At 47.5% G+C, this 24,730-nt stretch carries 20 protein-coding genes and 1 other RNA gene; 4 read left to right on the top strand and 17 right to left on the bottom strand.

The features are described 5' to 3' along the window. Positions 1-61: 61 nt before the first annotated feature. Positions 62-2,791, bottom strand: a complete 2,730-nt coding sequence (secA, locus tag GT360_RS02880; protein WP_164647423.1) for a preprotein translocase subunit SecA — start codon at positions 2,789-2,791, stop codon at positions 62-64. A 339-nt stretch (positions 2,792-3,130) separates the two neighbouring features. On the opposite strand from secA, the gene GT360_RS02875 reads away from it, so the two are divergent. After that, the gene (locus GT360_RS02875) at positions 3,131-3,586 is read left to right on the top strand and encodes a DUF721 domain-containing protein (RefSeq protein ID WP_164647422.1); all 456 of its coding nucleotides are present in this window, start codon (positions 3,131-3,133) and stop codon (positions 3,584-3,586) included. 58 nt (positions 3,587-3,644) lie between these two features. On the opposite strand, the gene lpxC is transcribed toward GT360_RS02875, so the two are convergent. From lpxC to rsmI, 16 genes are all read right to left on the bottom strand, one after another. After that, positions 3,645-4,562 carry a UDP-3-O-acyl-N-acetylglucosamine deacetylase gene (gene lpxC / locus GT360_RS02870; protein WP_164647421.1) on the bottom strand — a complete coding sequence of 306 codons (918 nt, stop codon included), beginning with the start codon at positions 4,560-4,562 and terminating at the stop codon, positions 3,645-3,647. 119 nt (positions 4,563-4,681) lie between these two features. Next, positions 4,682-5,929 (bottom strand): cell division protein FtsZ, encoded by a 1,248-nt coding sequence (gene ftsZ, locus GT360_RS02865; protein WP_164647420.1) that lies wholly within the window; start codon positions 5,927-5,929, stop codon positions 4,682-4,684. 32 nt (positions 5,930-5,961) lie between these two features. Next, on the bottom strand, positions 5,962-7,224 hold the full coding sequence (ftsA, locus tag GT360_RS02860) for a cell division protein FtsA (protein ID WP_164647419.1): 1,263 nt from the start codon (positions 7,222-7,224) through the stop codon (positions 5,962-5,964). Then, positions 7,217-7,978 carry a cell division protein FtsQ/DivIB gene (locus tag GT360_RS02855; RefSeq protein WP_164649552.1) on the bottom strand — a complete coding sequence of 254 codons (762 nt, stop codon included), beginning with the start codon at positions 7,976-7,978 and terminating at the stop codon, positions 7,217-7,219. The genes ftsA and GT360_RS02855 overlap by 8 nt, the downstream gene beginning before the upstream one ends. Positions 7,979-8,138: 160 nt before the next feature. Then, complete coding sequence (gene murC / locus GT360_RS02850) at positions 8,139-9,602, bottom strand: UDP-N-acetylmuramate--L-alanine ligase (RefSeq protein WP_164647418.1); 1,464 nt, start codon at positions 9,600-9,602, stop codon at positions 8,139-8,141. Continuing rightward, positions 9,603-10,676: an undecaprenyldiphospho-muramoylpentapeptide beta-N-acetylglucosaminyltransferase gene (gene murG, locus GT360_RS02845; protein WP_164647417.1), complete on the bottom strand. Its 1,074-nt coding sequence runs from the start codon at positions 10,674-10,676 to the stop codon at positions 9,603-9,605. Next, positions 10,663-11,874: a cell division protein FtsW gene (ftsW, locus tag GT360_RS02840; protein ID WP_164647416.1), complete on the bottom strand. Its 1,212-nt coding sequence runs from the start codon at positions 11,872-11,874 to the stop codon at positions 10,663-10,665. Before ftsW ends, murG begins: the two co-directional genes overlap by 14 nt. Positions 11,875-11,880: 6 nt before the next feature. Continuing rightward, entirely contained in the window at positions 11,881-13,203 is a 1,323-nt protein-coding gene (murD, locus tag GT360_RS02835) for a UDP-N-acetylmuramoyl-L-alanine--D-glutamate ligase (protein WP_164647415.1), read from the bottom strand. After that, the gene (gene mraY, locus GT360_RS02830; protein ID WP_164647414.1) at positions 13,203-14,285 is read right to left on the bottom strand and encodes a phospho-N-acetylmuramoyl-pentapeptide-transferase; all 1,083 of its coding nucleotides are present in this window, start codon (positions 14,283-14,285) and stop codon (positions 13,203-13,205) included. Before mraY ends, murD begins: the two co-directional genes overlap by 1 nt. Continuing rightward, a complete protein-coding gene (locus GT360_RS02825) occupies positions 14,282-15,652 on the bottom strand; it encodes a UDP-N-acetylmuramoyl-tripeptide--D-alanyl-D-alanine ligase (protein ID WP_164647413.1) in 1,371 nt (456 codons plus the stop codon). Before GT360_RS02825 ends, mraY begins: the two co-directional genes overlap by 4 nt. Then, positions 15,649-17,136 carry a UDP-N-acetylmuramoyl-L-alanyl-D-glutamate--2,6-diaminopimelate ligase gene (gene murE, locus GT360_RS02820; protein ID WP_164647412.1) on the bottom strand — a complete coding sequence of 496 codons (1,488 nt, stop codon included), beginning with the start codon at positions 17,134-17,136 and terminating at the stop codon, positions 15,649-15,651. Before murE ends, GT360_RS02825 begins: the two co-directional genes overlap by 4 nt. 12 nt (positions 17,137-17,148) lie before the next feature. After that, positions 17,149-18,885 (bottom strand): penicillin-binding transpeptidase domain-containing protein, encoded by a 1,737-nt coding sequence (locus GT360_RS02815; RefSeq protein ID WP_164647411.1) that lies wholly within the window; start codon positions 18,883-18,885, stop codon positions 17,149-17,151. Beyond that, a complete protein-coding gene (gene ftsL / locus GT360_RS02810) occupies positions 18,882-19,199 on the bottom strand; it encodes a cell division protein FtsL (RefSeq protein WP_164647410.1) in 318 nt (105 codons plus the stop codon). The genes GT360_RS02815 and ftsL overlap by 4 nt, the downstream gene beginning before the upstream one ends. Before the next feature lie 12 nt (positions 19,200-19,211). After that, positions 19,212-20,162 (bottom strand): 16S rRNA (cytosine(1402)-N(4))-methyltransferase RsmH, encoded by a 951-nt coding sequence (gene rsmH / locus GT360_RS02805; protein WP_164647409.1) that lies wholly within the window; start codon positions 20,160-20,162, stop codon positions 19,212-19,214. A 210-nt stretch (positions 20,163-20,372) separates the two neighbouring features. Next, an RNA gene (gene rnpB, locus GT360_RS02800) (RNase P RNA component class A) lies at positions 20,373-20,800 on the bottom strand. A gap of 64 nt (positions 20,801-20,864) precedes the next feature. Beyond that, positions 20,865-21,731 carry a 16S rRNA (cytidine(1402)-2'-O)-methyltransferase gene (gene rsmI, locus GT360_RS02795; RefSeq protein WP_164647408.1) on the bottom strand — a complete coding sequence of 289 codons (867 nt, stop codon included), beginning with the start codon at positions 21,729-21,731 and terminating at the stop codon, positions 20,865-20,867. A gap of 184 nt (positions 21,732-21,915) precedes the next feature. Between rsmI and GT360_RS02790 the strand changes: the two genes are divergently transcribed. From GT360_RS02790 to GT360_RS02780, 3 genes are read left to right on the top strand one after another with little or no spacing between them, the layout of a single operon-like run. Then, positions 21,916-23,727, top strand: a complete 1,812-nt coding sequence (locus GT360_RS02790) for a penicillin-binding protein activator (protein WP_164647407.1) — start codon at positions 21,916-21,918, stop codon at positions 23,725-23,727. Then, positions 23,714-24,127, top strand: coding sequence for a YraN family protein (locus tag GT360_RS02785; protein ID WP_164647406.1), 414 nt, complete (start codon positions 23,714-23,716; stop codon positions 24,125-24,127). Before GT360_RS02790 ends, GT360_RS02785 begins: the two co-directional genes overlap by 14 nt. 9 nt (positions 24,128-24,136) lie before the next feature. Then, positions 24,137-24,727 carry a phosphoheptose isomerase gene (locus GT360_RS02780; protein WP_164647405.1) on the top strand — a complete coding sequence of 197 codons (591 nt, stop codon included), beginning with the start codon at positions 24,137-24,139 and terminating at the stop codon, positions 24,725-24,727. The last annotated feature ends 3 nt before the right edge of the window (positions 24,728-24,730 follow it).

The following is a 24,730-nucleotide window of genomic DNA, read 5'->3' as shown; positions in this document are numbered from 1 at the left end:
TTTCTCCCGATACAAAAAGAGCCGCCTAAGCGACTCTTTCTATTAATTTACAACTATCACGCTAATTGATTTTACCGTGACACTGTTTGTATTTCTTACCACTGCCACAAGGACAAGGCTCGTTTCGACCTACTTTACGTTCTTCACGAACCATAGGTTGATTGTGGTCTTGAACCGCTTCTTCGCCATCTGCAAGTTGATTTTCTGCCGCAGCATGTTGCGCTTGAGCACGGCGAGCCGCTTCTTCAGCTTGAGCTCGGCGTTGAGCCTCCATACGCTCAACTTCTTCTTGTTGCTGAACGCGAACGCGAGATAGCACCTGAATCACATCAAACTTTAGAGTTTCTAGCAGACCTTCAAACAGCTCAAACGATTCACGCTTATACTCTTGTTTCGGGTTTTTCTGTGCGTAACCGCGCAGGTGGATACCCTGACGCAAGTGATCCATTGCCGCTAGGTGCTCTTTCCATAATGTATCGAGTGTTTGTAGCATCACAGATTTTTCGAAGTTACGCAGCACTTGTGCGCCAACCACTTCTTCTTTCTGCTTGTAAGCGTCGATAGAAGCGTTGAGGATCTTCGCACGCAGCGCTTCTTCATAAAGCTTATCGTCTTCGTCTAGCCATGATTGGATCTCTAGATGCAAATCAAAGTCTGCTTTCAAGCGATCTTCTAGACCTGAAACGTCCCACATATCCTCAAGCGATTGCGGTGGGATGTACTCATCAATGATTGAAGTGAACACATCTTCGCGGTTGTGTTCGATCATTTCACTGATGTCATCAACACCCATTAACTCGTCACGAAGTTCGTAAACGACTTTACGCTGATCATTCGCCACATCATCAAATTCAAGAAGCTGTTTACGAATATCGAAGTTACGGCCTTCTACTTTACGCTGCGCTTTTTCGATAGAGCGAGATAACATCTTACTCTCGATCGCTTCACCCTCATCCATACCACTTTGGATAAGACTTGCCATACGTTCTGAAGTGAAAATACGCAATAGCGAGTCTTCCATCGATAGGTAGAAACGAGAAGAGCCCGCATCACCCTGACGACCAGAACGACCACGTAGCTGGTTATCGATACGGCGTGATTCATGACGCTCAGTACCAATGATGTGCAAACCACCCGCTTCTAGCACTTGATCGTGAATGACTTTCCACTCTGCTTTGATCGCGTCAATTTGCTCTTTGGTTGGGTTGTCTAGTTGTTCAACTTTTGCCGCCCAGCTACCGCCAAGTACAATATCCGTACCACGACCAGCCATGTTAGTCGCAATCGTTACAGCGCCTGGCATACCTGCTTCAGCGACAATCTCCGCTTCCTTCTCGTGGAATTTGGCGTTAAGAACATTGTGTTTGATACCCGATTTTTTCAGGGCATTGGATAGCAATTCAGACTTCTCGATAGAGACGGTACCTACCAATGAAGGCTGACCTTTTTCTACGCGAGCTTTGATATCTTCAATGATTGCAGCGAACTTCTCTGCTTCCGTACGGTACACCACATCCGCCATATCATCACGAATCATCGGTTTGTTGGTTGGAATAACCACCGTTTCCAGACCATAGATGGACTGGAATTCGAATGCTTCAGTGTCTGCTGTACCAGTCATGCCAGACAGTTTTTCGTAAAGACGGAAGTAGTTCTGGAACGTGATAGAAGCCAGCGTCTGGTTCTCGTTTTGAATCTTAACGCCTTCTTTCGCTTCCACCGCTTGATGCAGGCCTTCTGACCAACGGCGACCAGGCATCGTACGGCCAGTATGTTCATCGACGATAACCACTTCGCCTTCTTCATTAACGATGTAGTCCACGTCTTTTTCAAATAGAACATGGGCTCGAAGCGCGGCATTAACGTGATGTAGTAAGCTAATGTTGGTTGGTGAGTACAGCGTATCACCCTCTTCCATTAGACCATTTTTGATCATCAGCTCTTCAACGAACTCTTGACCCGTTTCAGTCAAGTGTACTTGCTTAGACTTCTCATCCACAGTGTAGTGACCGTCACCGCGGTACTCTTCTGAATCTTCCTGATCTTGCTTTTCAAGAGAAGGAATCAGCGTGTTGATACGAGTGTAAAGATCAGAGCTATCTTCAGCTGGGCCAGAGATAATAAGAGGAGTACGCGCTTCATCGATAAGAATTGAGTCAACCTCATCGACAACCGCGAAGAAACGCTCGCGCTGCACGCGGTCTTCACTACGGAACGCCATGTTGTCACGCAAGTAGTCAAAACCAAATTCGTTGTTGGTGCCGTAAAGAATATCTGCTTGGTAGGCTTCTTTTTTCGCTTGAGGCGGCATGTTTGGTACGTTGATACCAACGGTCATACCTAAGAACTCGAATAGTGGTCGGTTGGTTTCAGCATCACGTGTTGCTAGGTAGTCATTCACTGTTACAACGTGAACACCCTTACCTGCCAGTGCGTTCAGATAAGCTGGTAGCGTCGCTGTTAGGGTTTTACCTTCACCCGTGCGCATCTCTGCGATTTGACCGGCATTCAATACCATGCCGCCAATGAGCTGTACATCAAAGTGGCGCATGCCGTAAACACGCTTAGACGCTTCACGTACCGTTGCGAACGCTTCTGGTAGAAGTTGATCTAGCGATTCACCTTTCTCAATACGCTCACGAAACTCGATCGTTTTCGCTTTCAGTTCTTCATCACTAAGCGCCTCGAACGTAGGCTCGTAGTTATTGATTTCTTTTACAATTTTTCTTAAACGACGTAATGTTCGATCATTACGACTACCAATAACTTTGGTCAGTAACTTAGTTATCATTTCTGTGAATCTCTCGTTGTCCAATCCTTTCGGATCACTCTTAAGCCTTGTGTCTCTACCCGTTCAAAAAACTAAGGATACTGAGATAAATCATGTATCAGTGATATGGAGGCAAACGTCTTTGTTTTCAAGGCGTCAAACAAAAAAGTGCCCACAGTTTAAGGAATTTTTCCAATAACAACCAATTAAGTATGCATTTGTTTGAAGCATACTTAGTTTTCGACAAGAGATTGCTGACGAACTAGGCAAATAACTGGGGGTAAACACCACTATTGCTGGAGGGAGGTGAATTTGTGGCGTAACATAAAACAAGACGCTTCAGCCCACATAGGATATACCATGCGCGATCATAGACCGACCTCGACTTCAGACATCGCTGGTAGTGATGCGCTTAAAAAGATCCAGGAGAAAGCCCAAGAGATCTTAGCGCTACAACAGTTGATCAACTCGATCTTACCGCCTGGAGTAGAAGCACACTGTCGTGTCGCTAACATCGAAAATAATTTATTGATCATTGAGGCCGCATCCGCTGCGGTTAAAATGCGTCTCGACTACGACCGCCTCAACATTCTTAACCAAGCGAGACAATCTGGCTATGGTCGCTTGATGGGCATTGAAGTCAAGATCAACCCAGAGATCTATCGTCAGCGCCAACAAAAAGAGTTCCGTCCTAAACGAGAGCCTATCTCCGAAAATGCTGCAAATAACCTATTGCATATAGCAGCAAATGCCCCCGATAAAGTGAAAAGACGCTTGGAGCGCATTGCTCAACTATCTAAAAAGCGGCCCTCATAATTCGCAGGTATAAAAAAACCAGGCTCGAGGCCTGGTTTTCAGAAATCTTCGCGTAGGTTTACGCTAGCACCATATTAGGTTCAGCAAACGCCACTGGTGAGCCCACTTCTTCATCAAAGGTCGCCCACTCCCACGCTTCTTGGTCTGCAAGAACCGCGCGTAGAAGTTGGTTATTTAGGCCATGACCTGATTTGAATGCACGTAATTCACCAACAATAGCGTGACCACACATGTATAAGTCACCAATAGCATCTAACACTTTGTGAGTGACAAACTCATTTTCGAAACGAAGGCCTTCTTCGTTAAGAATACGGTACTCATCCAGAACAATAGCGTTGTCGAAACTGCCACCCAGAACAAGGTTCTGTGATTGTAAGTATTCGATATCACGCATAAAGCCAAATGTACGAGCACGAGAGATGTCTTTCACAAAACCTTGTGATGAGAAATCAAACAGCAAATGTTGCTCATCAGAGTCAATCGCTGGGTGATCAAATTCAATCTCAAAGTCCATGCGGAAGCCGTTAAATGGAACAAGCTCTGCCCACTTATCGCCATCTTCAATACGCACTGGTTTCTTGATGCGAATGTATCGTTTTGGTGCATTGAGTGTTTCAATACCCGCTTGCTGGATAAGGTAAACAAACGGACTCGCACTGCCGTCCATAATTGGAATTTCAGGCGCATCGACTTCGATAATCACGTTATCAATGCCCATTCCAGCGAGCGCAGCATTCAAATGCTCAACAGTCGAAATACGCACACCTTGATCATTAACCAAAGCGGTACAAAGCATAGTATCGCGCACTGACTCTGCATCTGCTGGGAAATCAACAGGTGGAGTTAGGTCAGTACGACGGTAGATAACACCTGTATTAGCAGCAGCTGGACGTAGCGTAAGCGTGACTTTACGACCAGAGTGGAGACCCACACCAGTTGTTTTCACTATTTCTTTCAATGTACGTTGTCTAATCATCTGCTTGCCTCTACAACAATGTTACAAACTGCGGTCGACATTACCAGCGACCGCAAATGCTACCAGCTTTTTGACCAAAGTCAAATTTTGACCGTGGTCGGAGATGTTCTTTTCTCGACTTAGTCAGCCTGACGACGCAAGAATGCTGGAATATCAAGGTATCCATTCTCTTTTTCTTGCTTCGGAGCCGCAGCAGTCTGAGCGCCTGCAGAACCTACAGAAGGTGATGCTGGCTGAGAAGGTGCAGGGCTAGTTTCTGCCGCACTTTGCTGAACACTTGGGTTTTGCAAAGTTGGTGCCACTTTCTCTTCTTTTGCCGCTACTGGTTGTTGAGTTGTTACTGGTGCTGATTGAGCTGACTGTGCTGGCTTCGCCTTGCCACCCGCCACTAGTGTGATGTCTGGCTTACGCTCATTACCGATACCTGTAGCAACAACAGTAACGCGAATCTCATCTGCCATATCTGGGTCTAGAGAAGTACCGATAACCACAGTGGCATTATCCGAAGCAAACGCTTTCACCGTATTACCAACAATCTCAAACTCATCAAGGCGCATGTCTAAGCCTGCCGTGATGTTAACAAGAACACCACGCGCTCCCGCGAGATCAATGTCTTCTAGTAGCGGGCTAGAAATCGCCATTTCAGCCGCTTCTTCTGCACGATCTTCACCTTTGGCAATACCGCTACCCATCATAGCGTGACCCATTTCTGACATCACAGTACGAACGTCAGCAAAGTCGACGTTAATCATACCTGGGCGAGTAATCAGCTCGGCAATACCCTGAACCGCATTTTTTAGAACATCGTTCGCGCTAGCAAACGCTTCTAGCAGTGTGATTCCTCGGCCAAGAACCTTAAGCAGTTTCTCGTTTGGAATTGTAATCAAAGAGTCAACGTGCTTAGAAAGCTCATCAATACCCTGCTCGGCAAACGCCAAACGCTTTTTACCTTCAAAACTGAATGGTTTCGTCACAACAGCAACAGTAAGAATGCCAAGCTCTTTCGCCACTTCAGCAATCACTGGTGCAGCACCGGTACCTGTACCGCCGCCCATACCGGCAGCTATAAACACCATATCGGCGCCTACTAGCTCTTCTTTAATTCTTTCTCTGTCTTCGAGAGCTGCGTCACGCCCTACTTGAGGGTTTGCACCAGCACCCAAACCTTTGGTCATATCACCACCGATCTGGATTACGCTGTTTACTGTAGACTTGCGAAGTGCCTGTGCATCAGTGTTAACACTAACGAACTGTACGCCTTCGATAGACTCTCTAACCATGTGTTCGACAGCATTACCGCCGCCGCCGCCAACACCTACGACTTTAATTACTGCATCGTCTGACATTTCATTCATCGGTTCAAACATTTGTTATCTCCGTTTTACCCTGTTGTTCAGGTTTAAAACTCTTTTTGTATCCAATTACGCAAGCGACCAAATAGGTTAGAGACTGACTGGCGCTTTGGCTCAGAAAACTCAACTTCATCCCCTACTTGACTATCCTTCGCATAATGAAGTAATCCAACTGCCGTGGAGTGGTACGGTTCTTTTACATAGTCTGTAAGACCGCTTACCTCTAAGGGCTTGCCCACTCGTACTTGATTGCGGAACACTCGCTCCGCACATTCTACTAATCCCTCAATTTGCGCAGCGCCACCGGTGAGAACCACACCAGCAGCTAAATGATGTTTGATACCATCATCGCGCAACTTAGCTTGAACTGAATCTAATGTCTGATTGACCAGTCCCATTAGTTCAGTGTAGCGCGGCTCTATCACTTCTGACAGCGTTTGTCGCTGTAGACTGCGTGATGGACGCCCGCCAACGCTAGGAACGTTAACTGTATCGTCTTTACTCACCAGTTCACTGAGAGCGCAACCATACTTCACTTTTATTTCTTCAGCATCACCGACTGGCGTGCCAAAGGCAAAAGCAATATCGCTTGTCACGGCATTGCCCGCATAGGTAAATACCTCAGTGTGACGCAGAGCTCCGCCTGTCCAGATTGAGATATCCATGGTACCAGCACCAATATCGACAACACAGACGCCAAGTTCACGTTCATCTTCGGTGATGACTGCGTTACTCGCGGCTAAACCTGAGTACACCAGTTGCTCGACTTTAAGCCCACAACGCTCAACTGCTTTGATAATGTTTCTTGCCATATCGTTATGGCAGCTGATGAGATGAACACTGACCTCCATGCGAACACCCGATAAGCCAAGCGGATTCTTGATACCTTCTTGGTAGTCGATGGTGAACTCTTGGGGGATCACATGCAAAATTCTCTGCTCTTCACCAATTTTAATTGATTTCGCAGTGTGAATAGCACGGTCCATATCATCTTGGGACACCTCTTCTTCAGAGATGGTTCCCATTCCTTTCTCTATACGGCTCGCAATATGTCGGCCTGAAAGAGAGAGATAGACTGAGCTGATCTGGTATTCAGACATCAATTCAGCTTGATCGATAGCTCTTTGGACAGACTTCACCACAGATTCTAGGTCGTTAACACCACCTTTATCCATGCCTCGAGAAGGACTAGAGCCTGCACCGATGATGTTTATTTGTCCATCGGGAAGTACTTCACCCACCAGCGCGGACACTGTGGCAGTACCGATATCCAATCCAACAATAATGTTGTCGTCACTGGCCTTAGTCATTGATAATCTCTTGTTCTATGTCCTGTTCGGGGAACCAGCCTATTGCGGCTCCTGTGTCGTATCTTAGGTCAATATAGCTAACGCGCTGCGCTTTCTCGCCTAACTGATAATACAGTGATACGAAGCGATCAATGCGCTCATCCATAGACTCTTTGCCAAGCTCAAGTCTCATACCGTTATCGAGTATTATCTGCCAAGCGCGGCGCTCATTCAGCACCAATGATGTTATCGCTAGCCCCAAGTCTTTAAATGTCGGGGTCAAATAACGCCATATTTTCATTACTTCTGCTTGAGTACTGATAGGCCCGTATAACTTAACCGTATCGTCATGAAGTAGACCTAAATCTCCTTCAAATATTTCCCCTGCAGGGTTAAGTAGCGCTTGGCCGTTCCATACAGCCTCTGCGGTATGTTCCGTGAGATAGACTTTAATAGTATCTGGCCACTGTTTACGAATTGAAGCCTGTGCAACCCACGGCAGCGTTTGTACTGACTGCTGAATAACATCCACATCTTGCGACATAAAAGTACCAATGTGGTCTAGGTTAGACAGTGCCGATTGTACATTTTCTGCAGTGACATAATTTAAGTCACCTTGTAGCACGAGCTTTGATAAGGGGAGGCGATCCTCGTCCCACATCCAAGAAATAACGGAGTGTATTAGAAAGGTAAGTAACAACAAAACCACCAGTAAAAATGTCATGCCTCCGGCATGCTTTTTTACTAGTGATTTATAAGTGCGACTCTCGTCCATTTGAAGGGTGTTTAATAACACACTGGCAATCCTTTCTAAGACGCCCCTGTTGCTACAGGGATATTTTCACTTACTTCAATCTTGCGATTATACAAAGGCAAAGAAAAGTAGCAAACAAAGAAAGCAATAAATCACAATGGGATGTGATTTAAAACGTGATTCAGTTACCACTCGCCATTTTATTGACATTGAGCTCTAAATTAGCCAGTGTTTTTGCCACTTTACCGACATCGCCTGCACCTTGTGTCAAGACTAAGTCACCATCTTGAATGAGATTGGCTAAGACGGCTGGCAACGCATCTTGCTCAGCAACGAAAATTGGGTCAATACCACCACGAGCGCGAATCGTTCGACATAAAGAGCGGCTATCAGCACCTGCAATTGGCTGCTCTCCGGCAGAATAGACATCCAGCATAACCAAAACATCGACCTGCTCTAGAACATTGGCAAAGTCATCATACAGATCACGAGTGCGGCTATAACGGTGAGGCTGAAAAATCATCACCAAACGCTTATCAGACCAACCGTTACGGGCTGCTTTGATAGTCACATCCACTTCTGTCGGGTGATGACCGTAATCATCCACCAGCATCACATTGCCCTTACCCGAGTCAAAACTACCCAGATGTTCAAAGCGTCGACCTGTCCCTTGAGTTCCCACCATGGCCGCTAAGATCGCCTCATCCGAGATATCATCTTCTGTGGCAACAGCAATAGCCGCAGCCGCATTAAGTGCATTATGACGACCTGGGATATTCAGCGTAATCTCAAGATCAGCACGATCTTTACGAGTAACAACAAACTTACCCTGCTGTCCATCTTGTCGGTAATTGGTGATCTTCACGTCAGCATCTTCTGAGAAGCCGTAAGTGATCACTTGTCGACTGACTTGCGGGATCAACTCACGAACCACTTCGTCATCGACACACATAATCGCCTGACCGTAGAAAGGTAGGTTGTGCAGAAAATCGATAAAGGTCTGTTTTAGGGTCTGGAAATCACCACCATAAGTATCCATATGGTCTGCTTCAATGTTTGTAACGATGCTGACCATTGGTTGAAGGTGTAAAAACGACGCATCACTCTCGTCCGCTTCGGCGATAAGAATGCGGCTTGAGCCTAATCGCGCATTCGTGCCCGCACTCTTGACAAGACCGCCATTCACAAACGTTGGATCTAGGCCAGCCTCTGAGTAAATTTGGGTAACGAGTGCAGTCGTCGTTGTTTTTCCGTGGGTGCCAGCCACGGCAATACCGTGTCTGAAACGCATCAGTTCAGCCAACATTTCTGCTCGGCGTACAACGGGAATGCGCGCCTCTCGTGCCGCAACAATCTCCGGGTTCTCTTCATTGATTGCCGTTGAGACCACAACCACACTCGCTTGTGCGACGTTCTCTTGTTGGTGACCGATAAAAATTGTGGCGCCTTTATCTTCTAGGCGTTGAGTTACTGCATTTCGAGCAATGTCAGAGCCAGTGATTTGATAACCTTCATTAAGAAGAACCTCGGCGATTCCACTCATACCCGCTCCACCGATACCGATAAAATGGATACACTTCACTCGGCGCATCTCTGGAACCATAGCGCGAATTTGAGCTAAATCTTGTTTATATTGAATGGTCATCTATTTGTCTCGTTGTTCGGTAATCTCGATGATGGCATTGGCAACCACTTCATCGGCATTTAACTGGGCAGCAGCACGGGCACGTTGTGCCATCAAAAGTAGGGCTGCACGATCAAGTTGACGAATACTATCAGTCATTTTGGCTACTGTTAAATCTGGTTGCTCAATCATGTGGGCTGCACCCGCATCAATCAAGTGATCAGCATTCAACGCCTGTTGACGATCTTTATGCATGAATGGGACAAATATGGCGCCAACACCCGCAGCCGCAACCTCGGAAACGGTTAACGCACCAGAGCGGCAAACCACCAAGTCCGCCCATTGATAAGCCTCTGCCACATCATCGATAAACTCTGTTGCTGTAAAGTGAGCGACTTGATTTTGTGTGTAAGCCGCTTCCACCAGCTGCTGGCTTCCTTTACCTGCCTGGTGCAAGATCTCATAGCCTTCGCCCAGTTGTGCCATCACCTCAGGCAAGGTTTGGTTCAAAATACGTGCTCCTTGACTGCCCCCCATAACGAGAATACGAATATTGCCATTTCGCTCTGCAAGACGCATTTCAGGCTCTGCAATACTGACTACATCTTGACGTACTGGATTACCTACCACTTGTGCGTTAGGAAAAGCGCCTTTAAAAGCTTGAAATACTCGGGTAGCAATCTTTGATAGCCATTGATTGGTTAAACCTGCCACGGCATTTTGCTCATGCAAAACCACAGGAATCCCTGACATCCAAGCTGCAACGCCACCCGGACCACTCACATAACCGCCCATACCAAGAACGGCATCCGGTTGCCATGCTTTGATGTGCTTTCTCGCCTGCAAAATGGCGTTGAAAATTTGAAACGGAGCTTGAACCAGCTTAAGAATCCCCTGCCCACGCAATCCTTTAACTTTAATAAAATCGATCTCAATACCATGTTTAGGAACAAGGTCTGCTTCCATTCTATCTTGTGTGCCTAACCAACGGATCTCCCAGCCCTGCTGCTGAAGTTTCTTCGCAACAGCGAGCCCAGGAAAGACATGCCCCCCAGTACCTCCAGCCATCACCATCAAACGTTTATTTTTCTTCATCTTCTTGTTCTATCTGTTGTTCGTCATCGCCATGTTCGGCAACCCAACGACACTCAAAATCAATTCTCAATAAAATGGACACAGCAATGGCCATGATGATCAAACTCGACCCACCATAACTGATTAGCGGCAGTGTTAGACCTTTCGTCGGCACCATACCTGCTGCTGCACCAACATTGACTAAGGTTTGAAACGCAAACCAAATACCTATGCCAAACCCAAGGTAACCGCCAAACATCTGCTCCTGCTCTAGTGCACGCTTCCCAATAAATATCGCCTTACCCACCAAACTGAAGATAAGTAGCAGAATAAGCACCACACCGATAAAACCGAGCTCTTCCGCAAGAACGGCAAAAACAAAGTCGGTATGTGCTTCTGGAAGATACTCTAATTTTTGAATTGAGTTGCCCAAGCCTTGCCCGGTCCACTCTCCACGACCAAAAGCCATTAAGGACTGAGTAAGCTGGTAACCACTACCAAATGGGTCTTGCCAGGGATCTAAAAAGGAGGTGACGCGGCGCATACGATAAGGTTCGATAATGATCAAACCAATGACGGCCACAATACCCGCCACCATCAAACCGATAAATTGAATCAGCTTTGCTCCTGCGATAAACAGCATACCAAACAGAGTAACAAGCATCACAACCACAGTACCCAAATCGGGCTGCCCTAACAGCAATCCGGCAAGTAAGGCAAAGATGACAATCGGCTTAAAGAAACCACCAAAAAAGGTTTGTCGCACTTCACTGTGTTTACGAACGAGATAGCCAGCCATATAGATGAATAGCGACAGCTTGGCTACTTCGGCGGGTTGAAGGTTAAATAACCCTAATGGAATCCAGCGTGAGGCACCGTTAACCGACTTACCCACCAACAACACCACCATGAGCAAGACGAAGGATATGACGAGCAACCAATGACCATGCTGCATCCATTTTTTTATTGGAACCTGCAGCGCTACCGTTGATACGATCATCGCCAACCCAAGAAACACAACATGCCTAGCCATAAAGTGGAAAGGCTGCCCAGTCAATCGGTAGCTAACGGGAAAAGAAGCCGACGTGACCATAACCAATCCCACGACCATCAGACCGATAGCGATCCAAACCAACTGACGATCATACAAGGCGAGTTGAGGTGTTGAGTGAAACCAAGAGGCTACACGTTGTATTCGTTCCTTCACTGCTGATTCCATCCTGAGTTAGTGCCAACTTTGTGCGATTTCGGTAAATACGTCCCCACGAACCATGAAGTTAGGGAACTGATCAAAGCTTGCACAAGCCGGTGAAAGCATAATGATATCGCCTGTTGTTGCTTTAGGTGCAAACTCCGCGATCGCTTGCTGCATTGTTTCAAAACGCACCGCGTTGTCATGCAACGCCATAAACTCATCACCATCAGCGCCATAGCAGCCAAGTGTGACATTGAGTGAGGACAACACAGGTTGTAGCTCAGAGAAATCTGCGCCTTTGCCATTGCCTCCTACAAGCAGATAGAGCATACCTTGACACTCTAACCCAGATAACGCTGCCAGAGTGCTCGCGACGTTCGTCGCTTTAGAGTCATTCACCCACTTGACACCATCGTGCTCGGCCACAAGCTGACAACGATGAGTTAGGCCGTTATAGCGCTGCAACTCAGCTACGTAGCTCTCTCGTTTAATGCCAACGGTGTCTAGCAGGGCAATAGCCGCAAGTGCATTAGCGACATTATGGCGCCCCACCAGCGAGAGCTTCTCTGTAGGCAGAACGGGCTGATTATGAGCCACCAGCCACTCTTTTCCATCGAGTAATTCAACGTGATACGCAGCTTGTTGATCTTGTAAAGAAAAGATACTGCGCTTTAGTGAAGACTGTGTAGGAAGCGTCTCGGCATCATCGCCATTCACGACAGCCACTTGAGCGTGGTCGAAAATACGTTGTTTGGCTTGCTTGTAATCATCCATGCCACGGTATCGGTCCATATGGTCTTCAGATAGATTTAAGAACGCCGCACCTTGCAGCGTCAAGCTTGTGGTTGTTTCAAGCTGAAAACTCGATAGCTCTAATACATAAAGCTCCACGTCATCAGCGATCAAGTCTAGGGCAGGAACACCGATGTTGCCTCCAACCGCGACTTTTAGTCCTGCGGCCTTGGCAAGTGCACCGGTTAAATCTGTGACGGTACTTTTTCCATTCGACCCGGTGATGGCTAGCGTTGGCACCTCAACATGCCAAGCAAAAACCTCGATGTCTCCGACAACGGGTGTGCCTTTGGCTATTGCTTGCTCAAGCTCTGGGGTTGCTAAGGCGATACCGGGGTTAGCAATGATCAGATCGGCCTGCTCCAGCCAAACGTGATTCCAACTCCCAGTGTGCAGCTCAACCGAACTCGACAATTGATCAGCGTTGGGCGCTTTAGGACGAGTATCAATAACCTTGATGCTTAATTGTGGGTGATATTTCTCAAGGTAATTAACCACAGAGAGCCCGGTAATACCGAGCCCTGCTACCACCACATTGGAAATCCCTTGCCAGTGATTCATTAACGTACCTTCAGTGTCGCTAAACCGATAAGAACTAGGACAATTGAGATGATCCAAAAACGGACAATCACTCGTGGTTCCGGCCACCCTTTCAGTTCATAGTGGTGATGAATCGGTGCCATGCGGAAAATACGCTGACCTCGCAACTTGTAAGAGCCAACTTGAAGGATCACCGATAGGGTTTCCATAACAAAGACACCGCCCATGATCACCAGAACAAACTCCTGGCGTACCAACACGGCAATCGTCCCCAGAGCGCCACCCAGAGCCAGAGAGCCTACATCGCCCATGAACACTTGAGCTGGGTAGGTGTTAAACCACAAGAAGCCAAGTCCTGCACCCACAATTGCGGTACACACCACGACCAATTCAGATGCGTACGGTATATGAGGGATGTTTAGGTATGCTGCGAAATTAACGTTACCCGTTGCCCAAGCAATGATACCAAAGCCTGATGCCACCATAACCGTTGGCATGATGGCCAAACCATCCAGACCATCCGTCAGGTTAACCGCATTACTTGTACCGACAATCACAAAGTAAGTCAGCACGATATAGAACAGCCCCAATTGAGGCATAATATCTTTAAAGAACGGCACAACCAGTTGCGTCGCTGCGGTATCTTTGCCATGTGCATACAGCGCAAACGCCACGACAAGGGCGATCATCGACTGCCAAAAATACTTCCAGCGAGCAATCAAACCGTCTGTGTTTTTACGCACCACTTTTCGGTAGTCATCAACAAAACCGACCGTGCCATAGCCGCCAAGAACAAACAGCACTGCCCATACGTAAGGGTTGGAAAGATCAGACCATAGTAAGATGGTCACTGAAATCGCGGTGAGAATCATCACCCCGCCCATCGTCGGCGTACCACGCTTACTAAAGTGTGACTCAGGACCTTCATCACGAACCACCTGACCAATCTGCAACATTTGCAGACGTTTGATCAAACGAGGCCCCATCCACAAAGAGAGAGACAGCGCTGTCAAGATACTTACGATTGCTCGAAATGATAGGTATTCAAACAGGCGAAAAAAGGAAAAGTATGGCTGGAGTAATTCAGCTAGCCAAATAATCATAAAACTCTCTCCTTAAGAGCTTTTGCCACCTTAAACATGCCAGCACTATTGGCTCCTTTAACAAGCAAGGTGTGCTTTTGTTGTGACGCAGTGAGTGAGTTCGCTAACTCGGTGCGAATGTACTCGATCATCGTATCGTGATCGTCAAAGTGAATGCCTTGGCACTCTTCGCTGATCACGCGAGCATCTTCACCATACGTCAAAATATAATCAAAATTGAATGGGGCAGCATGTTCGCCAAGTTGACGGTGAAGTTCAAGACTTTGTTGACCCAATTCCGCCATATTGCCCAAAATTAACCAACGTTTACCCGTAAACTGACCCAGTAGCTCTATCGCAGCTTTTACCGCGGGAACACTCGCGTTATAACTATCATCTATCAAACGCACGTTCGCGTTTAGCTCAACAGTCTCTACACGCCCTTTCACCGGTGCAAGATGACTTAAGCCATGTGCAATCTCTTTCAATGTAGCACCAAATTGAGCCGTCAAGGCCGCTGCCGCTAGGGCGTTAGCGACATTGTGCTGACCAATCAGGTTTAATGTGACCCTTTGCTCGCCGGCAGGTGAATGAAGTAGGAAGCTTGGGTACCCATCTTCATTAACGGTGACATTGCTTGCGTAATAATCCGCTTGCTCATTGTTCGCAGAAAACGTCAGCACGTGCTTATCACTCAGAACGTCACCCCACAGCGCCTCACCTTGACTGTCTAAGTTGACTATAGCGACTTTGTCTGCTGTCAGGCCTTGGTAAATCTCACCTTTGGCTCTCTTGACGCCATCAATGGAGCCAAACCCTTCCAAGTGTGCAGCTGCGACATTGTTCACTATCGCAACACTTGGCTTCACCAGTTGAGTGGTATAAGCAATTTCACCCACATGATTTGCCCCCAGCTCAATCACTGAGTAGTCATGCTCTGGAGTCGTTCTAAACAGTGTCAGAGGCACACCAATATCATTATTGAAATTACCAGCGGTAAATAGCACTGAGCCTTTCTGCTCAAGAATCGCTGCGCACATCTCTTTCACTGTCGTTTTACCGCAGCTACCTGTGATGGCCAAAGTTTTGGTATCGCACTGTTGATGCACCCAAGCAGCCAATTGCCCCATGGCTAACTTGGTGTCTTTTACAACAACCTGAGCAACCTGTTGCTCGATAGGATGTGCAACTAGAACCGCGCCAGTCTTTTTCGCCAGCGCCTCATCAATAAATTCATGCGCATCAAACCGTTCGCCAACCAAAGCGATAAACAGACCTTGACTTTCAACATGACGAGAATCGGTGGACACTGAGTTGACTGTGGTGTTGTTACCATGCAGTTCTCCCCCAGTGATCTGAGCAATCTGTTCCAGTGTGACTTCAATCATAGCGTAACCCCCAACAGTGTTGCTGCCGTCTCGCGGTCTGAGTAATGGGTATTGCCATTAGCAAATACTTGATAGTCCTCATGACCCTTGCCGGCCAATAAGATAATATCCTTATCGCTCGCTTGCTCTATCGCGTACTGCGCTGCGGCAAATCTATCGTGCTCAACGGTAATGACTTCTGGGTTGGTCACCCCCGCTAGCATGTCGCTGACAATTGCCGCAGGGTTTTCGCTGCGCGGATTATCGTCAGCGAAAATGGCATGATCAGCCAGCTTTTCAGCCGAGGCTGCCATCATAGGGCGCTTACCCTTATCTCTGTCACCGCCACAGCCGACAACGACCCAAAGTTTGCCTTCACAGTGAACACGAAGCGCGGCTAGTGCCTTTTCCAGCGCATCTGGCGTGTGTGCATAATCCACCACAATTTTAGCTTTGCGTGGCTGACTGAATAGCTCCATTCGACCTAGAACTGGCTTAAGCTGAGCTGCGGTATCAAGCAGAACTTGCTTGGTCACACCGAGTTTTAACAGCGTGGAAAATGCCAACAGCACATTGCTCGCATTAAACTCACCAATCAGTGGTACATGAAGTCTACCTGAGCCTGCAAAGCCATCAAATTCAATCGTGATTCCACTGGTCGCGTAGTCAACTCGGGTTGCAAACACACCATTGTTATCTCGGTGTTGACCAAGAGAGACGGCAATCGCGCCATCAACCTCTCGAACCCACTGCTTACCAACATCATCATCGGCATTAATGACTGCCGCATGACAACGATGAGTCGTAAAGAGTCTCTGTTTGGCACCCGCATACTCTTGCATTGTTCCGTGATAGTCGAGGTGGTCACGGCTAAGGTTGGTAAAGACACCAACCTGAAACTCGAGCGCCGCAACACGCCCCTGGATAAGACCATGAGAAGACACTTCTAACGCAGTATATTGCGCGCCTTGCTGATCAAGTTCAGCGAGCGTTCTTTGAATTTCAATTGCGCTGCCTGTCGTGTTTGCGGCTGGTTTAAGGTCATCCAGAAAACCATTGCCTGTTGTTCCCATGACCGCTGCTTTACGCTCTGCGAGGATGAGCCATTGAGCAATCAACTGACTGATTGTGGTTTTACCGTTGGTCCCCGTAATGCCAATCAACCGATTATTTTGATGCGTGTACTTTCGACCCGCTAACTGTGATAAATGCTGATTGAGCTCGGCGATATGCACGATCACACAATGTTCCACTACCTCAATTTCACCGTGGGGATGGGCATCGCTGGCCTGAGATAAAACGATGGCTGCCCCTAGCTCAATTGCTTTTGGGATAAAGCTGCGGCCATCAACCTGATGCCCTGGTATCGCCACGAACGTATCATTGGCTTTAATCTGACGACTGTCTAGGTGTAACTCCCCTACGGCTTTATCAGCATAAGGTGAGCTTGATAAATCTAACCATGGCGCAACTAACGACGCCAAATCTACAGATTGAGTTTGCAACTGTGATTTCCTTTACTCGTTCTTAAAACGATTTTCATCAGGCGTTACGTTCAAGATTTGTAACGCCCCTTTCATTATGTCAGCAAAGACAGGGCCTGCCACTGAACCACCATAATAGTTATCACCTTGTGGCTCATTGACAACCACCACTAGTGCCAAGCGAGGATCGCTGGCTGGTGCTACCCCTGCGGTATAAGCAAAATATTCGTCACTATAACCACCTGCTGCCGCTTTTCGAGAGGTACCCGTTTTTGCAGCAACACGATAGCCAGGTACCGCCGCTCTTGTGGCGGTACCTCCTGATTGCGTTACCGTTTCCAGCATCGCTAGGACATTCTTTGCATGCTCAGGATCAATCACTTGACGTGATAGGTCTTGTTGATTGTTCTCGATAATATGAACAGGCTGGTACTCACCATAGTTGCCCAACGTCGCATATGCGTGGGCTAACTGAAGTGGCGTAATGGAAAGGCCGTAACCAAAGGCAAGTGTCGCGATTTCAAACTGTGACCAACGACGACGGTTGGGAAAAATACCCGTGCTCTCACCAATCAAGTTAAGACCTGAGGTTTGGCCAAATCCAACGTCACTGTACATATCCAGTAAGTCTTCTAACGGCATATCTAACGCCATCTTGGCCACCGCAATGTTACTCGACTTTTTCAACACGGTGGTGAGATCGGCCTTACCAACCTTAGAAGTGTCTCGCACTCGGCTGCCACCCAGTGGCATGATGCCATTGCCGGTATCAATCACCGTATCGTAATCAACGGTGCCGTTTTGCAAAGCCGCTAAGACGACGAACGGTTTAATGGTTGACCCCGGCTCAAACGCGTCGGTAATCACACGATTACGCATTTTAAAACTTTGGAGATCGTTACGGTTATTCGGGTTATAGGAGGGGGCATTCACCATCGCAAGCACCGCACCGGTTTTCACATCTAATAACACCGCAGATCCGGAGGTTGCTCGATGATCAGCCACTGACTGTTTGATCGCTCGATAAGCGATCGCCTGCAAGCGTTGATCAATCGTAAGATCGAGAGGCTTACCTTCTTCACGCTCTTCAAGGGCAATATTCTCAACGACTCGGCCATAGCGATCTTTACGGATAATACGTTTGCCTGCTTCACCAGATAACCATTTATCGTAACTGCGCTCAACGCCTTCTAAGCCATGGCCATCAATGCCCGTTACACCAATAAGATGTGCACTCACCTCCCCTGACGGGTAATAACGTCGAGACTCCGCTTTCAGCCCAACCCCGGCCAACTTGAGCTCTCGTATATAAGTTGCCATTGCAGGGCTTACTTGGCGTTGAAGGTAAACAAAGCGGCGATTAGGGTTCGATGAGATACGCTCAAGCATTCGTTCTCGGTCGATACCAAGCACGTCAGCCAAGGCATACCAACGTTCAATATCCGTTAGGCCGCCTTCTTTGAAAATAGTGTAAGGATCCGCCCATACAGCCTCAACGGGTACACTCACTGCCAGTGGCTCACCATTGCGGTCGGAGATGATGCCTCGTGCTGAATGGAGAGTTTGGGCACGCACTGAGCGCATATCCCCTTGGCGAATCAAGTTGTCTGGCTCAATGATCTGAATATAGCCAATCCGGCCAACCAAAGCGGCAAAAATAATAAATACGGCGCCAAGCACAAGATAGAAGCGCCAACGTATGAGTGGCGCTTCTGCTGCTGTGTTATCTGGTTCAGAATCTTTCTGTTTTACGCGGGACTTTGCGGTCATTTTAGAGATACCAAGACTTCCTTATCAGCATCTGGTCTTTTCATTTCAAGTTCACGAATCGCGAGTTGTTCCACGCGGCTATGTTCTGCGAGCGCTGTCTCTTCCAACAGCAAATTGCGCCACTCATTTCCAAGACGCTCACGCTCGACCAGAGTGACATCTTTGTCAGTAATCGCCGTTCTAGACTGGTGTGTCACAAACACAACGCCCATCGCACTCACCAATAGGGTCAGCATGAGCAATAGAGGTAAGCGCCCGACAGTGAGTACATCCATGGCGATGATTTTGGCAAGGTTAGGCGCTTTATCACTCATTGGTCGTTTTTCTTAAAGTTTTTCCGCCAAACGTAGCACTGAACTACGTGAACGTGGGTTCATCTCGACTTCTTCTTTTGAAGGCTTAATGGCTTTACTCGCGGCTTTCAAGTTCGCACTACCCAGAGCGCTGATTTGAGCTTCAGTCATTGGAATACCATGTGGTACCTCAGGACCGCGGCTCTCTTTACGAATAAAACGCTTCACCATACGATCTTCTAACGAGTGGAAGCTAATGACGGATAAGCGTCCTTGCGGCGCTAGAATACTTGCTGCACCTTTTAGTGCCGTATCGATCTCTTCAAGCTCACTGTTGATGTAGATACGAAACGCTTGGAAAGCACGAGTTGCTGGGTGCTTTTTCTCTTTGAAACTTTTTGGCGCCGCATCTGAGATAAGCTTTGCTAGTTGCCCAGTGCGAGTCAGAGATTCATTTTCTTCGTCTTCACGGTACGCAACAATGGCCTTGGCAATGCGTCGAGCATGTTTATCTTCACCAAACTCTCGAATCACCCAAGTAATGTCATCGAGATCCGCTTCCATCAACCATTGAGCAACCGAGATACCTGTCGTTGGGTCCATACGCATGTCTAGCGGGCCGTCTTTCATAAAGCTAAAACCACGCTCGGCATCGTCTAGCTGAGGTGATGACACACCAAGATCCAATAGCACTCCGTCGACTTTACCGACTAACCCGTATTGCTCTGCATATTCCGCCATGCCTGAAAATGGACCATGAATAATGGTGAAGCGTGGGTCGTCGATTTTACCTGCCTCAGCAATCGCTTGCGGATCTCGGTCAATACTATAAAGACGACCATTCTCGCCCAACTTTGAAAGAATCGTGCGACTGTGCCCACCACGGCCAAACGTACCATCGATATAGATGCCATCAGGTTTGATCGCCAAACCATCGATAGATTCATTAAGTAAAACAGAAATGTGTTGGAAAGATTCGCTCATGGTTATCTCATTGGGCCTTGCATACGTAAATAAAGCGTAGGCGATAATAATCGTTAATATTTGTTATCCAGTGTACTGATTTAATGTCATATCGCTACCATTAGCGTTACACAGGCTGTGATTTCTCGCTAAGTTTACGGTTTATCGAGACATTTTCGTCAGCAAAAAGCAAAAAACCCACCATAACAGATGTCATGGTGGGTCTCGAATAGGTGGAGCCGACATATAAGCCGGGTTCTGTTCCGCTCGCGCGGTGGTAGCCATTCGTCTAGGCCAGCAATCGCTCACTGGCTCAAGCAACCTACCCGCCTCCTTACGCGAGCAACGCAATGTGGAGGCCTATTTGGTCTTGCTTCGGGTGGAGTTTACCCTGCAACGAGCTATTGCTAGTCGTCCGGTGCGCTCTTACCGCACCCTTTCACCCTTACCTGTGCCCTAGGGCCATCGGCGGTCTTCTCTCTGCTGCACTTGTCGTGGGCTTGCGCCCCCCAGGCGTTACCTGGCACCCTGCTCTTTGAAGCCCGGACTTTCCTCCCCTTTGTCAGTCTCCCGAAGGACGTCAACGTCAGTCTCCCGAAGGACTTCAACGTCAGTCTCCCGAAGGACATCAACAAAGCAGCGACTACCCAGTCAGCTCCGGTGGCGGATTGTATAGAGTTATCACTTAAGTGTCTAGGTAAAACTCCAACCCAAGCCAAATCATTAATTATCGAGGTTTTCTAGACCCCATTTATACAGAGCATTTTTCTTCAAATTATAAATTTCAGCACACATTGCGGCGGCTTTTTTGAGCGGCAGCTCTTTAACCAAAATCGACAAACTACGCGTTACTTCATCAGGAATCTCATCGCTCGCTTCCTCACGGAAGCCATGAACCAATAGCACCATCTCACCACGTTGTTGGTTTTCATCACTGCGAACCCACTCAACTAGCTCTCCTAACGGCATATTGCGAATTGTTTCAAAAGTCTTGGTTAGCTCACGGGCAATCGCCACTTCACGCTCAGGGCCCAAAATGGCCAGCATGTCATCCAATGAATCTAAAATTCGATGTGGTGACTCATAGAAAATACACGTACGCTCAACCTTGGCTATTTCAAGGAACTTGTCCTTTCGACCTTTACTTTTAGCCGGTAAAAAACCTTCGAAACTAAAACGATCTGAAGGCAACGCCGATGCACTTAATGCAGTGATTACGGCACAAGCACCAGGTAATGGCACAACCCTAACATTTGCCTGACGACATTGATTAACCAAGTGGTATCCTGGGTCACTGATCAGCGGTGTCCCTGCATCGGAGACCAAAGCAATCGACATTCCTTGCTGCAGTTTTTCAACTAAGGCTTGCGCTTTTTGCTGCTCATTGTGATCATGCAAAGGGTAAGTTTTGGTGTTAATACCAAAGTGAGACAATAATTTACCTGTATGGCGAGTATCTTCTGCTGCGATCAAGTCGACAGAAGAGAGCACATCGATAGCACGTTGTGTGATATCCGCTAGATTACCAATTGGAGTTGGTACAATATAGAGCGTAGGAAGGTCGTTAGGGATTGTTTTACTGTCGGTCATTTGTTTACCATCACATCAGCGATTACTATATACCTTAAATACTTATCTCGTGGCAGCACTGCGGCGAGAATGACTCACTCGACTGGCAAAAGAGACCAATGAGTGTTTCAACTATTAATACCCGTGCTACGTCTTCAAGTATGAAGGGTGTAGATTAAATTTAACACGCACAAGAATAGAGCGCATGGCAAAAAAGAATCATAAAAAGTGGAGTGTACCACGCTTACTCACTCCTGTAGCACTAGCAATGACAATTGCGGCTTGTTCATCGACCCCGACTGTCCCTGAGAGTGTCGATATTACTCAAGATCCTATTCAAGATTCTCAAACCTACCTTATTCGTGCCGATAGTACGCAGAATAGCCTTCAAGCAGATTGGCTGATCATGGCACTGAAAGCTGCGATCAAAGAGGGTGATGACGAACTTGCTTCCCGCCTGATAACGCGCATCCAACGCTTATCACTTTCACCGATCCAGCAAGCGGAGTGGCAACTCAGTCGCGCTGATCTATACTCCCAACTCGGCCAATATCAAACCGCACTCACGGCTTTGAACTTCCAATCAAGTTGGGACTTACCCGTCGAGCAATGGGAAGAGTATTACGAACTGCGTGCTGACCTGTTTGAGCAACAAGCGAGCTACTTTAATGCTAACCGTGAACTCGTTGCGATGGCACAATATGCGCCGGCTTCCAGTCAACCGCTCATCAGTGAACGAATTTGGAGTAACTTATCTCAATACGATAGCGTGCAAATCAACCGCTTGGCAGTGAACCAAAACGAAGTTATATTGGCTGGCTGGTTAGAGCTCGCACGTCTGTTTAGAAGCCAAAAAGGCAATATCGGCGGACTCAAAGGCTCACTTGAGCAGTGGTTAGACAGTAACTCGCAACACCCTGCGGCCTTCTATACACCAAAAGCGATCAACGAAGTGTTAGCCCTTGAGATTACCTTACCATCAAAGACTGCACTGTTGTTGCCATTAAGCGGTAAGTATAAGAGCCAATCTGAACTCATTCGCGATGGCTTTATCTTGGCGATGATGAATGACGAAAATCGCGATCCTGATAGCCATCTTATTCTGATCGACACCACGGATATCTCGGGCCAAGGGCTGAAACAGCAGTTGGTCGACAACCAGGTGGACTTCATCGTCGGGCCCTTGAAAAAGAGCAGTGTAGAGATGCTTCAAGAGGCACAAGCGACCCTGCCAGCGCCAATCCCTACTCTCGCCCTCAATATCCCTGACGATATTGAAGATGGCTTTGGTACCTGTTATCTCGCTCTGTCACCAGAGCAAGAAGTAGCACAAGCAGCGAAATACTTAGCGAATGAGGGCTTCCAGTTCCCGCTTATCCTCGCGCCAAATAATAATCTTGGAAAACGCGTGAGCAGTGCATTCCAAGAGGAGTGGGCGAAGCAAGCTGATACTCCGGCAGCGGTTGATCTGTTCGCTGACAAAAATCAGCTACAACGCAATATCAATAACGTATTTGGTCTGCAACAGAGCCAACAGCGCATCGCACAGATGTCGACCATTCTCGACACTGAACTCGAAACTCAAGCCCGCAGCCGACGTGATATTGACTCGGTTTACATCGTCGCGGATAGCTCTGATCTGACACTCATCAAGCCATTCATTGAGGTGGCGATTAACCCAGATACGACGCCACCAAAACTATTTTCAAGCTCGCGTAGCAATAGTAGCTCGAAGCAGTATGAAGACCTAACGGGCGTCACCTTCAGTGATATTCCTCTGCTGATTCAACCTGATGAAAGTCTCCAAGCCCAAATGAGCAATCTGTGGCCAAAAGGATCGAAAGCACAGCGTCGCTTGCAAGCACTCGGTATGGATGCTTACCTGCTGATGTTAGATCTACCACAAATGAAAGTAGTGCCAGGTACTCAAATTGATGGCAATACCGGCCGCTTGAGCATTGATGACCAATGTGTAGTGGAACGAGAAATTAGCTGGGCGGAGTATGGGACTTTTTAGCCGCTTGAAGCAGGCGTCTCCAGTGACACTGCATTCAAACAGCAAAAAGCAATCCGGACAACACTACGAAACCTTGGCAATGCAACATCTGCAACGCCAAGGTCTGAAGCTCGTTACTCGTAATTTTCGAGCTAAGTGTGGCGAGATCGACCTTATCATGCGCGATAATGCAACCATCGTGTTTATTGAGGTAAAATACCGCCAACATGCAAAATATGGTCATGCTGCTGAAGCCGTCACTGCGACTAAGGCGCGACGGGTAATAAAAACCGCGCAGCTATGGCTAATGAAAAATAACTTATCCCTCCATAGCACCGATATTAGATTTGACGTGGTTGCCCTTCACCAGCAAGGCCAACAATTAGAGTGGTATAAGAGCGCACTAACCGACACATATTAGGATTTATCGATGCTAGACAGCATTAAAGACAGCTTTACAGAGAGTATTCAAATTCAAATCGCTGCAGCAGAAGCCTTGCCTGATGCGATAACGCATGCTGCACAAGCGATGGTGACAAGCCTGCTTAATGGCAACAAAGTGCTGTGTTGCGGTAATGGGGGCTCCTCTGCGAATGCCCAGTTGTTTACCTCTTGTCTAGTCAATCGATTTGAGACAGAAAGACCCAGTTTACCAGCCATTGCCCTCACCGCAGACAACACAACACTGACGGCAGTGGCTAATGACTACCATTATGATGAGATCTTCTCAAAGCAGGTGCGAGCCTTTGGTCAGCCTGGCGATATTCTACTGGCGATTTCAACCAGTGGTAATAGCAAAAACATCATTAAAGCGATGGAAGCGGCAGTAACTCGTGACATGACCATCATTGCATTTACTGGTAAAGATGGCGGTGAAATGGCGGGCCTGCTGGGTGAGAACGACGTCGAAATCCGTATTCCATCACATCGTACGGCTCGAATCCACGAAGTACATATGGTGACTTTACACTGCTTATGTGACTTGGTGGATCAGGTTTTATTCCCAGCCCATGAAGAGTAAACA

It is taken from the genome of Vibrio astriarenae (assembly GCF_010587385.1).
Classification (GTDB): Bacteria; Pseudomonadota; Gammaproteobacteria; order Enterobacterales; family Vibrionaceae; genus Vibrio; species Vibrio astriarenae.
The sequence above is the reverse complement of the archived record's forward strand: the minus strand, read 5'-3'. Positions and strand labels throughout refer to the sequence as shown.